This window comes from bacterium, assembly GCA_035945995.1.
Taxonomy (GTDB): domain Bacteria; phylum Sysuimicrobiota; class Sysuimicrobiia; order Sysuimicrobiales; family Segetimicrobiaceae; genus DASSJF01.
Genome location: DASYZR010000072.1, coordinates 1 through 12,447, shown reverse-complemented (window position 1 = coordinate 12,447; position 12,447 = coordinate 1). Strand labels below are relative to the sequence as shown.

Annotated in this window: 14 protein-coding genes; 5 read left to right on the top strand and 9 right to left on the bottom strand. The window is 70.8% G+C overall.

What is annotated here, in order from left to right; translation table 11 throughout:
- Positions 1-203: 203 nt before the first annotated feature.
- Entirely contained in the window at positions 204-1,826 is a 1,623-nt protein-coding gene (locus tag VGZ23_07625) for an alpha amylase family protein (protein ID HEV2357462.1), read from the top strand.
- 397 nt (positions 1,827-2,223) lie between these two features.
- Here the strand turns inward: VGZ23_07625 and VGZ23_07620 are convergent, their stop codons facing one another.
- The 5 genes from VGZ23_07620 to VGZ23_07600 form a co-directional block, all read right to left on the bottom strand.
- Entirely contained in the window at positions 2,224-2,637 is a 414-nt protein-coding gene (locus tag VGZ23_07620; protein ID HEV2357461.1) for a type II toxin-antitoxin system death-on-curing family toxin, read from the bottom strand.
- Positions 2,634-2,780: a hypothetical protein gene (locus tag VGZ23_07615; GenBank protein ID HEV2357460.1), complete on the bottom strand. Its 147-nt coding sequence runs from the start codon at positions 2,778-2,780 to the stop codon at positions 2,634-2,636. Before VGZ23_07615 ends, VGZ23_07620 begins: the two co-directional genes overlap by 4 nt.
- Before the next feature lie 396 nt (positions 2,781-3,176).
- Positions 3,177-3,380 (bottom strand): cold-shock protein, encoded by a 204-nt coding sequence (locus tag VGZ23_07610; GenBank protein HEV2357459.1) that lies wholly within the window; start codon positions 3,378-3,380, stop codon positions 3,177-3,179.
- 63 nt (positions 3,381-3,443) lie between these two features.
- Positions 3,444-4,568, bottom strand: coding sequence for an FAD-dependent oxidoreductase (locus VGZ23_07605; GenBank protein HEV2357458.1), 1,125 nt, complete (start codon positions 4,566-4,568; stop codon positions 3,444-3,446).
- Complete coding sequence (locus tag VGZ23_07600; protein HEV2357457.1) at positions 4,561-5,835, bottom strand: FAD-dependent oxidoreductase; 1,275 nt, start codon at positions 5,833-5,835, stop codon at positions 4,561-4,563. The genes VGZ23_07605 and VGZ23_07600 overlap by 8 nt, the downstream gene beginning before the upstream one ends.
- Before the next feature lie 225 nt (positions 5,836-6,060).
- On the opposite strand from VGZ23_07600, the gene VGZ23_07595 reads away from it, so the two are divergent.
- Complete coding sequence (locus VGZ23_07595; GenBank protein HEV2357456.1) at positions 6,061-6,522, top strand: phage holin family protein; 462 nt, start codon at positions 6,061-6,063, stop codon at positions 6,520-6,522.
- Complete coding sequence (locus tag VGZ23_07590) at positions 6,489-6,695, top strand: hypothetical protein (protein ID HEV2357455.1); 207 nt, start codon at positions 6,489-6,491, stop codon at positions 6,693-6,695. Before VGZ23_07595 ends, VGZ23_07590 begins: the two co-directional genes overlap by 34 nt.
- Positions 6,696-6,704: 9 nt before the next feature.
- On the opposite strand, the gene VGZ23_07585 is transcribed toward VGZ23_07590, so the two are convergent.
- From VGZ23_07585 to VGZ23_07575, 3 genes are all read right to left on the bottom strand, one after another.
- Positions 6,705-7,325 (bottom strand): bifunctional 4-hydroxy-2-oxoglutarate aldolase/2-dehydro-3-deoxy-phosphogluconate aldolase, encoded by a 621-nt coding sequence (locus VGZ23_07585; protein HEV2357454.1) that lies wholly within the window; start codon positions 7,323-7,325, stop codon positions 6,705-6,707.
- A 53-nt stretch (positions 7,326-7,378) separates the two neighbouring features.
- Positions 7,379-8,446, bottom strand: a complete 1,068-nt coding sequence (locus VGZ23_07580) for a sensor domain-containing diguanylate cyclase (GenBank protein ID HEV2357453.1) — start codon at positions 8,444-8,446, stop codon at positions 7,379-7,381.
- A gap of 181 nt (positions 8,447-8,627) precedes the next feature.
- Entirely contained in the window at positions 8,628-9,620 is a 993-nt protein-coding gene (locus VGZ23_07575) for an ABC transporter substrate-binding protein (protein ID HEV2357452.1), read from the bottom strand.
- Between the two features lie 129 nt (positions 9,621-9,749).
- Here VGZ23_07575 and VGZ23_07570 point away from each other — a divergent pair, with 129 nt between their 5' ends.
- Positions 9,750-10,706: a sugar kinase gene (locus VGZ23_07570; GenBank protein ID HEV2357451.1), complete on the top strand. Its 957-nt coding sequence runs from the start codon at positions 9,750-9,752 to the stop codon at positions 10,704-10,706.
- 47 nt (positions 10,707-10,753) lie between these two features.
- Here the strand turns inward: VGZ23_07570 and VGZ23_07565 are convergent, their stop codons facing one another.
- Positions 10,754-11,890, bottom strand: coding sequence for a M20 family metallopeptidase (locus VGZ23_07565; GenBank protein HEV2357450.1), 1,137 nt, complete (start codon positions 11,888-11,890; stop codon positions 10,754-10,756).
- Between the two features lie 110 nt (positions 11,891-12,000).
- Between VGZ23_07565 and VGZ23_07560 the strand changes: the two genes are divergently transcribed.
- Entirely contained in the window at positions 12,001-12,336 is a 336-nt protein-coding gene (locus VGZ23_07560) for a hypothetical protein (protein HEV2357449.1), read from the top strand.
- Positions 12,337-12,447 lie beyond the last annotated feature (111 nt).

Here is a 12,447-nt window from a genome sequence, read left to right as displayed (position 1 = left end):
GGAGCGGCTGCAGCGCCTCTGGACGCTTGCCGACCGGCCGGGCACTCGACGAGACGAAACAGGACAGAGCGCCGTCTCTCGGTAACACCCCTTTGAGGCATCACTCGACTCTTCGGTAACACTTAGTTTTGAGGCATCACGGGGGGCACGTGTCGGGCCGCGGCGGCCAGGAGATCGGCCGCGGCCGTCGAGAAACGAAACTCATGCGCAGAGTCCTCACCCGCACTCTCGCCGGGCCCGCCGCCGCTCTCGTCGCCGTCACGCTGCTCGCGGCACCGTTCACGCCGCCGGCCGTCGCCGCGCATCCCGAGGTCCCGCACCGCGCGCTGTGGATCGAACCGGGGGCCAACCTCGTCCAGCTCAGCACCGTCGCCGGGGTGCGCGCCGCGCTCGATCGCGCGAAAGCCGCCGGCGTCGACGTCGTCATGCCGGAAGCGAAGAACGCCTGGGGGTACGTCATCTACCCGAGCACGTTTATCCCGGCGATCGCCGCGTCGCCGATCCCCCACTCCGGGCCGGGCACTGGGTACCCGCCCCCGGCGCAGTGGTATCCGCGAGACTACGACCTGCTGGAGACGATCATCCAGGAGGCGCACGCCCGCGGCATCAAGGTCCACGCGGCAATCAACACCTTCGGCGAAGGCTACTCTCCGATGGGCGTCGGCCCATCGTTCACGCATCCTGATTTTCAGGCGACGGCCTACGTCGCCTTCCGGCGCGTCACCGCGTCCGGCACCACCAAATCCTACGAACTCGGGGGCGTCGATGTTCCCCGGGGCCAGGACCAGCTCGTCCTCTACACCCCCGCCAGCGGACGCCTGAGTCCGGCGTCCCGCTGGGGCGTCGAGGCGGCCGTGGCGAACGACGCCGTCACCGACGTTCGGGACCGTGCGCAGGGCCCCGCCGATCCCGGGGCGGCGGCGATTCCGCCCGGTGGATACGTGCTGTCGGGACATGGGGCCGCGGCCGATTGGATGCGCGAGGCGCTGGCGCCGGGCGCGCGTGTCACGATCGGGCCGGTCGAGACGCGGCTGGAGCCCTCCTCCGCGCACGACATCTTCGCCTTTGCAAACCCCGCCAATCCCGAAGTCTGGAACTATGAGCTCGCCGCGATCCACGAGATCGTCTCGCGCTATGATCTCGACGGCATCGTCCTCGACCGGACGCGGTACGACGACCTGGCGGAGGACTTCTCGGACTTCAGCCGGGCCGCGTTCGAGCGGACGATCGGGCACGCCGTGGCACACTGGCCGGAAGACATCTACGCGTACGTGCCGCGAGGCTACGGCATTGTCCGGCGGCCCGGTCCCCTCTACAAAGCCTGGCTCGGGTACCGCGCGCATACGATCATGGCGTACACGCGGGCGGCGGCCGCGGTCGCCAGGACCGTGCGCCCCGGCGTGGCGGTCGCGATGTACGTCGGGTCGTGGTACTCCGTCTATTATGATGAAGGCGTGAATTGGGCGAGCCCGGACGCGAGGGCGCCCTATTCGTGGATCGGCGATGCCTGGGTGCGCGCCGGGCTCGCGCCGCTGCTCGACTATCTCATGATCGGGTTGTACTACCGGCCGGTGACGGTGGAGGAGGCGATCCGGCAGCACGACAGCCCGACGATCAGCGTCCAGGGCAGCGCGATGCTCGGGGTCCGGCTGGTCCACGGGGACACCCCGGTCGTCGGCTCGCTGCTCCTGACGCTGTACGAGGGTCAGCCGCGGCGGTTGACCCGCGCGATCCGCATGTCGGACGCCCTCACGCACGGCACGATGCTGTTCGACCTGATATACCTCAACAGCCTCAACCTTTGGGACGCGATCCCGCAACCCTGACGCCCGCCGGACTCCCGGGACGCGGATGCAGCGGGGCCCGCCCGAAGATCGGGCGGGCCCCGCCGGTGGAGCCTATCGTGCGCCTGCCTTACGCGGCGTCCCCGGGACCTGCGAGCTCGGAGCACGCCGTACGCGGAGTCTCCTGCCGAACCGTCATCAGCCAGCTACGCCGCTGCGTTGATGGCGGCCGGACGTGCGGACGTCTACCCGGCCATCACCTCGAACAGCGGATACTGGTGGCAGGTCGGACGGTACGACATGGAGCCGGGTCTACTATGGGCCATCCGCATCACCTCCTTTCGTTACTGGCCACATCATCGCGCGCGTGCGCCACCGTGTCAAGACACGCGGCATCCGCGGGAATGGCCGGCCGTGGCCCAAGCGGCGGGCGAGGTGCCTACTTCCTGCCGTTGCTCTTCCGCTTGGAATGAACGCGCAGCCACGCGGCGATGGCGTCGCGATTGACGCCACCCTTGGCCACGCCGGTGATGAACTCGACGGTTTCGCCCGCGGGGGCCAGCGAGAGCCGATAGCCGGCGCTCTCGAGGAAGAGCCGGGTCGCCTCGAGCGCGGTGCGCTTGTTGCCGTCGTGGAACACTTGATCGCGGATCAACCGATCCAAATAGAAGGCCGCGAGATCCCACACCGACGGTTGCGGCCGAAGGGCAATTCGCTGCTGGACGAAGTTGACGAGGGAGTCGAGACTCGGCGGGTAGACGACGTTTTGCTCGCCCGCGAGGTACAGGCCCCCGGTCGCACGGATCATACGCTGATTGACGGCCCTCAGTTGGTCGGCCGTGAGGTACCTCACCGCTTGGCCAGTGCCTCCCACACGAGACGGTTATCCCGCAGGCTGCGCTCCAGGCTGGAGAAGAACAGCCGTTCGCTCAGCACTTCGGCCGGTGGAAGCGGGCGGGCCGGCTTTCGCGCGCGGGTCGCCCGTGATCGCACCACCCGCACACGGCCGGTTCGCGGTCGCGGCCGTCGTCCGCTCGGGCGGGCTGGGCTCGCTGCCCTCGATGCGCTCGTCCGGGCTCTTTTCTCCGCCCGCCCCCGCCCCTTTGCGTTTTTTCCGGCCTTGCGCAGGGTTTTCGCCATTCGACTAACCTCGTTTTAATCTATCACGCATCTCAAGCCATTCGCAACATTCCGTGAAGAAAGGCCTGTAAAAATCGCGTCTCAGGCGCCCCGAATCGGGCCGGAATGAGACGAAAACTGAGAAATGAGCGCAAATGAGCAATCACTCATCAAAATCCGCTACAGAATAAACTCTGGCTGCAACAAAAGATGCCGGGTTTGCGCCCGGCATCTTCCTTTTGATTGTCGTTGGGGCCGTTGGGATTATCGGTGCTAGCCCACGACCCTCACATTCTGGGCCTGAGGGCCTTTCTGGCCCTGCGTGATCTCGAACTCGACGACTTGGCCCTCCTCCAGGTTCCGAAAGCCCTCCCCCGCGATGCCCGTGTAGTGCACGAACACGTCCTTACCTTCCTCTGGGGTAATAAAACCATAACCCTTCTCCCGATTAAACCACTTCACCGTGCCCTTTGGCATAGCGACTTCATTCCTCCCCCAGGCCTTACAGCCCAACAAAGTGTTCTCTACCTACTACGAACGTTAACACGAATCCTCCCCCTCGACTCCCGCCCCGAGTTCGGCCGCCGTGAAGCGGTCGGGGGCCCAGGTCTCGAGATCCTCCGGCTGCCGGTCTCTCGCGAGGACCTCGGCAATCGCGTCGGCGATGATCGGAAAATGGGTACGGGCCTGCTCCGGCCCGGCGATCGCGACGTGGACCCGGTCCTCGAGCCGGCCGACGGCCGGCCGGCCGTCGGCCGGCTCGAGCGACACCCGGAGCGGCGCGTGGAGGATCCGGGCCGTCGCGAGCGCCGGTACGGCGCGCACGGACGCTGTTGCGATCCGGCGCAGACTCTCGACCACCTCGGAGACGTCGGCGGCGCCGGCTCCCTCCTCGAGCGCCACCGGCGGGTCCAGCACGGCCTCGCCCGACGGCATCTGGTGGATGCCGTTGACCGTGTGCCGGAGCAGCGGGCCGACTCGCTCGGTCACGCACATCCGGCGCCGGCCCGTTCGAAGCGGAAGGTCCACGCCGATCTGCCGTCCCACCGCGCGCAACATCTCCCCGGAGGCCAGCACGAGCCGCCGCGCGATGATTTCGTCGCGCCCGGCCTGGATCCGAAAGCCGTCGGGCCCGCGGCCGATCATGACGTAGCCGCAGCCGACGTGCGCGACGGCGCCGAACCGGCCGGCGGCGGCGAGCAGGCGGCGCATCAGCGCCGGGCCGTCGACGACGCCGTCGTAGCCGCAGTAGCGCGCGCCCAGCACCCCCTCGCTGAGCCCCGGCTCCCGACGGAGCGCCTCTTCGCGCGACAACCACGTCACGGGCAATCCGGCGTCCTGGGCCTCGGACACGCGCCCCCGGTGCACGTCCGCCTCCGCCTCCGTGAGCGCCACGATGAGACCACCGGTGCGCCGGTAGCCGAACGGACCGACGGCATCCTGGAGCCCGGGCAATCGCTCCGCGCTGCGCAGCGCGAGCCGCACGTCGGGCACGCTGCCGCCCTGCACCGCCACGGCCGCCGGCCAGGGGATGTCGGTATCCGGCCGCGACGCGTCGACCACGACCGACGCCAGACGCCGCCGGGCCAGCACATAGGCCACCGCGGCCCCGACGCAGCCCGCGCCCAGGACGGCCACTTCGTACCCGCGGTCACGCTCAGGCATGAGGCGCCGTCCCCTCGGGACCCGGCCGCAGCAACGCCGAGAGCGGCAGCGGTCTGAGCGGCGGCCACAGCCCCGGCAGCGGGAGGCGGCCGATCGGCATCTCGCAGACCGCGCTGAGCCAGCGCATCACCGGTGTCCCGCAGCGGCGCCACCGGCACTCGCCGAGTCCGCACCGCGTCTCGGCGGCCAGCGCGTCCGGCGTCACGGCACCCGCCGCGACGGCGTCCTGCAGCGCGGCGAGTGCTGCGACTTCACACGGACACATCATCGTGCCGGAACGCGGCATCCACGTGTCGACCTGCTCGTCCGGCACCGCGCCGAGCATCAGCGCTTCGCGTGCGGCATGCCGGAGCGGTGCCCCCGTCGCCGCGAGGCGTTGCCGCGCCTCGGCCATCTTGGCGTCGGCATCCTCCAGCAGCCGGAGCAGCCGGAGCGCCGACCGGGCGGCGAGGCGTCCGGATTCGGCGGCGGCGCGAGGCGTGTCGACGCCGCCCGCATCGCCCGCGATGAACAGGCCCGCCGTGGGACCGTGCAGCGCCATCATGGGATCGTAACGGGGTACGACGCCGCCGAGCTGCGGCTCATAGATGCATGGACAGCCCGCGAGACGGGCAAGGTCTGTGGCGGGGACACGGGGCGATTCAACGCACAGCAGCCGGCACGGATGCGCGCTGCCGTCCTCCAGCACCACGGATTCGACCGCGCCGGCGCCGCGCGCTTCGGCCACAGCGCCGGAAACCACGGGAATCGTCTCCGGCACGCCGCCCGGCCGGTCCGCGGCGACGAGCGTCACCGCCAGGCCGCGCTCGGCGAGGCGCGTCGCCAGCGCGGCGGCCTCCCCTCGGGCGGCGACGACGGCGGGCCCCGACTCGGCCGCGATCCGGCCCGAACGAACGGCCTCCCAGCCGCCCTCGATCGTGAGCACGCCCGGGAGCGTCCATCCCGGAAACGGCATCATGACCTCGGGCGCCCCCGTCGCGAGGATCACGGCGGCGGCGGCAACCGTGTCCACGCGCTGCGCACGCAGCACGGCGAGCGAACGGCCCGCGATCGCCCAGACGGGACTGTTGCGCCAGACTTCAGCGCTGCCGAGATTGCGCATCAATCCCTCGGTGAGTCCGCGGGCCCCGGGGACCAGGACGGCCCGCCCGCCGAGCACGGCGCGTTCCTCGAGCAGCAGCACTCGGGCGCCGGCCGTCTGCGCCTCGGCGGCCGCGGCCAAACCCGCCGGGCCGGCGCCGACCACGACGATCTGACGCTCGATCACGGCGGATCCTCACGAGGCGAAGTCATGGCGGGAGCTACGTGTTCCAGAGGTTGCCGCGGTCCTCCTGCGTCACCGGCCGCAGGGCACGCCGCCGGTATTATCGAAGGCCGCGATACCCCGGCAGGAGGCCGCCTGCGGGCGGCCGGAAGTCCCGCGCCAGACGGGGCCGCGCGCTCCCGCGCATCCTGGGTAAGGTTGTGTTGCCGGCGACGGAGGTGGGCCTCGATGTTCGGGAAACGCCAGCAGGACCGGGACGTCCTCGGCGACGGACGGCGGACGGGTCCTGACGACGGAGACGCGGCGGGCGAGCCGACCGGCACGATCCTGAGGCGTCTCGCGGCGAACTTGCGCGACATGGCGGCGGCGCACGGACTGGCCGCCGCGCAGGATCTGCGTCGTGTCATCCGTGATGTGGTCGTGAGCATGATCCTGCTCTCCACGGTGATGATGCTCGGTCTCTACCTCATCGGCCTGCTCGTCGTGGCGGCGGTGCTGGCGCTGTCGCTGGTGCTCCCGGCCTGGGCGGCCGCGCTCGTTGTGTTCGCCGGCGTCACCGTGTTCGCGGGAGCGCTGCTCCTCGCGACGGCGGTGACCCTGCGCCGCATCGTTCGGCGGATGCGCGCCACGATCGCGGCGGCAAAGGAGGATGCCCGATGGTTCCGGACGCGGATTCTCCGGATCGACTAGCCCCCACACGCCGGGCGATCGAGCAAGACGTCCGCGAACTGCGCGCCCGCGTGCGGGGCGCGCGGGCCAAGGTCGTGGCGGCGCTCGGAGGCATCACGGAGCTCGGTCAGATCATGTCGACGGTGGTCCGCCGCCGGGACCGGAACGGCGCGGCGCGCGACGCCGAGCGGTAGCGCCCTCCGTTACCCCGCCGTCCGCTGCGCGGCCACCGCCCGGACCAGCGTGTCCGCCCGCTTCCGCACGGCGCCCGCATCGACCGGACGATCGGCGGGACCGACGAGCGCCGACCCGATCCCGACCGCCGCGGCGCCCGCCGCGAACCACTCCGCCACGTTATCGGGCCGGACTCCGCCGGTCGGAAGAAACCGGGCCTCAGGGAACGGCCCGCGGAGCGCCCTGATGTGCGCCGGTCCGCCCACCTCGGCGGGAAAGATCTTGATCAACTCCGCCCCGCCCTCGAGCGCCGCCAGCACCTCCGTCGGCGTATAGGCCCCGGGGACCGCGAGCGCGCCGTGCCGGTGGGCAACCGCCACCATGCCGGGAGAAAGCGACGGACTGAGCAGGAATTGGGCGCCGGCGCCGACGGCCTGTTCGGCGGCGGCGGCGCCCGTCACCGTACCGGCCCCGATCAGCACGGCCGGGAATCGCGTCCGCAGACGGTCGATGACGGCCGGGGCGTTCGGCACCGTGAACGTGATCTCGACGACCTCGAGTCCGGCGGCGATGAGAATTTCCGCCAGTTCCTCCGCCCATTCGGCCGATGCCGTGCGGATTACGGGCACGACGCGAGTGGCGAGAACGATCGCCAGCGCCCGAGCCGCCGCCGGCGCGACGCCGCCGGCGTTGCGCCTGGAGATCAGGCGCCCTCCCGCGAAACGGCGACCGTGTCGTGCGCGGGGGGCACGCTCGGGGCGCCGGCGGGGGACGGACGCTCCGCGAGGTGCGCCCGCTTCATCGCATAGAGGTGGCGGTCGGCGACGGCCATCAGCGTGTCGACCTCCACGCCGTCGGCCGGCCAGGTCGCCAGTCCCCAGGACAGCGTGAGCGCGCGGCCCGGCACCGCGGCGGCGATCTCGAGGTCCTCGACCCGCCGCATGATGAGCTCGGCCTGCTCGCGGTCTGTGTTGGGGAAGAGCAAGATGAACTCGTCGCCCGCCAGCCGCCCCACGATGTCGTGCGCGCGAATCCGGCGCCGCAGCCCGTCGGCGATCTGCGTGAGGACGAGGTCGCCGGTCTGGTGCCCGCGTGTGTCGTTGATCCCCTTCAGGTCATCGAGGTCCACGACCGCCACGCTGAGGGCCTGCGCGTCCCGGCCCGCGCGGCTCAGCTCCGCCGCAAACCGCTCCAGGATGCACCGGCGGTTGGGCAGGCGCGTGAGCTCATCGGTGTTGGCCAGCTCCCGGAGCTGTTCGTGCAGACGGGCTACCTCGATCGCGCCGGCGAGGTACCGCGCGACCACGGTGAGCACGTCGAGGTCTTCGGGACCAAACGCGCCGGCGGCGCTGCGGTGGGCGCTCAGCACGCCGATGACGCGGCCGCGGACCGTGAGGGGCGCGTAGATGCCGGAGCCGATGTTGTCGTGCAGCCGGTACACCCGTGGGTCGCTGCACATGTCCGGCACGTACAGCGGCTCCCCCGATTCGGCGACGGTCCAGTTGAGGCTCCGGCCGCGCGGAACGATCAACCCGGTGTAATCGGCCCGGATTCCGACGGCGCGCACGAGCGTGATCACGTCGTTGGCTTCATCGATCAGGCCGACGGTGCAGGAGTCGAACCCGGCCTCCTCCGCGAGCATCGTGAGCGTGCCGTCCAGCAGCTCCGCGAAACTCAGGACCATGGTCAGCTCGTTGGCGAGCCGCGCGAGAAAGGCGAGCGGCTTGTCGGGGCGCGCGCGCGAAAGATCCGATCCGGGCGTGTCGTTCATCGCAAGACCTCACTTCGCCCCCGGCGGCCGGAACACCCGGAACACGGACACCACCGGCGGCCGGGGCCGTACCGGTCGTGCCTCATCGCACGGCGTCTCGTGGCCGACCTCGCTATGGAACTTGTACCCACGGCTCGCGCCAGACAGACGACGATTCGACACGCCAGGCCGATGCCGGGGATTATTTCACATAACCGGAGCGGACCAGTTCGGTGAGCAGGGAATCGTCGATGAGAGAGGCGGGAACCATCTTGCGCACCTGGGGGTTGGCGCTGAAGCGCAGGTTGTTCTCGACGCCGCGCGAGTCCACGCGGGGCACGCGCGCCTGCCAGGCCGGGAAGAACGCCTTGTACGCGACGCCCGCGTCCTCCGTGGACGCCCCGGTATAGTGGGAAATGGCCGTCTGCACCGCGGCGGCGTTCGCCGGCTCCCGCACAAAGGCCCACGCGTCGACGTAGGCCCGAAGGATGCGCAACACCGTGTCCCGGTTTTGCGCGATGTAGGATTTCCGGACCGCGAGCGCCGCCTGCACCAGCGGCAGGCCGAGCCGGACGCCGCTGACGAGCTCCACGAAGCCGGCGGCTTCCGCCTTGGCCGTCGTCGGCGGGGAGAGGATCCCCCCCGCGGCCAGGCCGGCCGACATCGCCGCCATGATGCCGGACAATGTCCCGCCGGCACTGATGATGTCGACCTTGCCCGTGAGGCCGTAGTGTTCCAGGAAGAGACGCGCCGTGGTGTCGGTCGACGTGCCGGTGCGCGTGACGGCGATCTTCTTGCCGATCAGATCGCGCACGGAGTGGATGCTCTTGTCGACGTACAGCGAAAAGACGGGATAGTTGGATCCGGCGGCGATGAGCGTGAGGTCGCCGCCCGCGGCGTCGAAATCGGCCACCTCCGTCCCTCCGATGGCCATCGCCTGGGCCTCCCCGGACGACAGGGTGGCGACGGCGGAACTCCCGGTGACCTGTGCGAACGTGACGTCGAGGCCCTGCTTCGTGAAGAACCCGCGGTCGAGCGCGACCCACAGCGGCGTAAACGCGGCGCTCGCCTGCGCGTAGATCATCTTGATCGGCAGGCCGGCGCCGGCCGCGGGGCCCCCGGCGGGTCCAAGCGTCGATGCCGCGAGCACCGCGAGCAGCAGCATGGGCGCGACGCGCCCGGAGAACGATCGCATGCCGGCCCCTCCCACGTCGTGGTCGGTTCCCTGAGTGTATGCGGACAAATTGCCTCTCGGCACGGCGGGTTCCTACGGGATGGCCCGCATGGAGGGCCGGAACGGTTCCGGCGGTGAAGTCTCGAATCGATGACCCCGGCCGTCGTGGGCATCGGTGAGACGCTGATCCGCTGCACGCCGTCCGGCGGTGAGACCCTGGAGTCGGCGCCGGTCTTCACTGCGCACGTCGCCGGCGCGGAATCCAACGTCTGCGCCAACCTGGCCCGGCTGGGCGTCGCCACGGCGTGGATCTCGCGGCTCCCGCGGAATCCGTTGGGACGGCACATCGCGTCGGCGATCCGCGGGCGCGGCGTGGATACCGACGGGGTCTTGTGGGCACCGGACGGCCGCGTCGGGCTGATCTTCGTCCAGCCCGCGACGGGGCCACGGCCGGGCGAAGTCCTGTACTACCGGCGGGATTCGGCGTTCGCGCAGATCGATCCGGACGCGGTCGAGTGGGATCGCCTGGCCGGCGCCGGCGTCGTCCACCTCACCGGCATTACGCTCGGACTCGGGGAGGGGCCACGCCGCCTGGTCGAACGGTCGATCGAGGAAGCGCGGCGGCGGGGCGCCCGCATCTCGTTCGACGTCAACTACCGGGCGACGCTCTGGCCGCCGGAGGCGGCGCGGGCCACGCTCGAGCCGCTGATCCGCGGGCTCGACATCGTCTTCGTGAACGACCGGGATGCCCGAACCGTCTTCGGCGCGGACGGCGACCCGCCGTCGGTCGCGGCCGCCCTCCGCGGCCGCTTCGGTTGCGACGTGCTGGTGCTGACGCTGGGCGCGCGCGGTGCCCTCGCGCAGGACGGCGCGGGGCCGCATCAGGTGCCGGCGTATCCGGCGGACGTGGTGGATCGGATCGGGCGCGGCGACGCGTTCGCCGCGGGGTTCCTGTACGGCTCCCTGCGGGGGAGCACCGCCGACGGGTTGCGCGCCGGCGTCGCGCTGGCCGCCCTCAAGCAGACACACCCGGGCGATATGTGCGACGCCACGCCGGACGAGGTGGAGGCGCTGCTTCAGGGCTCCTTCAGCACGTTTCACCGCTGAGGCGTATCCTCAAGCAGGCGTCCCCTGCCCCCCCCGGTTGGGGGCGCCTACCCGAGATATGCCTCCGCAACCGCGGCGTAGAACCGGATTGCGTCCAGATAGTGGGACACGGCCACCCACTCGTTGGGCTGGTGGGCCTGTCCCGGCTCTCCCGGCCCGCAGATGATCACGGGAACGCGTAAGGCCGGCTGGTACACGGACCCCTCGGTCACGTACGGCAGCGCGGTGACGCGCCGCGGCCGTCCCGGGCGGCGCTCCACGACGTCGAGCGCGGCCTGCACGATCGGCGCGTCCGCGTCGGTTTCGACGGCGGGAGCCACCGCAGCGAGCGCGACGTCGACCGGAAACCCTAGATCGCCGACCGCCTCGACGACCGTCCCGAGGTACGCGTTGGGATCGTGCCCGGGCACGGTCCTCAAGTCCACTTCGATCCGGCAGCGGTCGGGCACCACGTTCGGGGCGGTGCCCCCGTGGATCGTGTTGATGCTGAGGGTGGGCGCGCCGAGCCGGGGGTGTGCCGGGAAGCGCAGCGCGCGAAGGCGGCCGATCACCTCCTGCATGCGAAGAATGGCGTTGACCCCCCGCTCCGGCATCGAGCCGTGCGCGGTCCGTCCCGCCGTGGTGACCGCGAGCCGCATCCCGCCCTTGTGGGCCACCGCGACCTCCCCGCACGTCGGCTCGCCGATCACGATCGCACCGGCGCCGGCCAGCGCCCCCGTGGATGTGAACGCGCGGGCGCCGATGAAGTCCACTTCCTCCCCCGCCGTCGCCGCGAGCACCAGGTCGCCCCGCAGTCTCAGGCCGGCGCGGCGGATCTCGATCAACGCCATCACCATCGCGGCGAGCCCGGACTTCATGTCGGCCGCGCCGAGCCCGTAGAGCCGGTCGCCCACGACGCGCGCCGACCACGGATCCTCCTTCCACGGCGTCTCGCCCGGCGGCACCGTGTCGGTATGTCCGCTCAGGACGAGCGCCGGGCGCCCGCCGCTTCCCGCGAGGCGGGCCGACAGGTTGGCGCGCCCCGGCGCGAGGACGTGCACCTCGACCGGTACGCCCGCACCGCCGAGGCGTCGGGCCAGGATTTCGGCCAGTCTCGCTTCCTCCCCGGGAGGGTTCGCGGTCTTCACGCGCACGCATTCGGCGAGGAGCCCCACGGCTTCTTGGGGGTCCACGGACCATTCCATCTGCGTCACCCCGGACACCCGGCTCGGCCGGTCCGTGGATGAGTCTACTCCGGCGGGAGTGTGGGCACCACTATTCTGCTGCGCTTCGTGCCGGGGGGGTGAGGAGTGCGATGCGTCGACACCGGTTGTCCGTGACGGCGATTGCCGTGCTGGTGGCCATCGTCGTCGGAAGCGTGGGCACCGCGGGCGCGCAGTCCGCCCCCGAGGAGTCGTATTGGGGGGAGAGCACGCTCAACGGGATCTTCCACACGTGGCCCGCGGTGGCGATTGCCGTGCTCACGGCCGTCGTGATGGGAGGGATGGTCGGCTTCTACGAATTGGACAGAACCACGATCGTGGTGGCGCTGGGCGGGATCGGCTTTCTCGTATACCGTTTCTACTGGCAGCCCGCCCACGCCGCCGCGACGTCCGTGACGCTCACGGAGTTCATGCGTTCGCTGAACTGACCCCCGCCAGATCCCATGAAGTGCGGCGAGTAGAGCCAGAAGCCACGAAGGGTCACATTCCGGAAGACGAGGTCAATGCCGTCCTGCGGAATCTGCTCGGCCAGCTCCGCC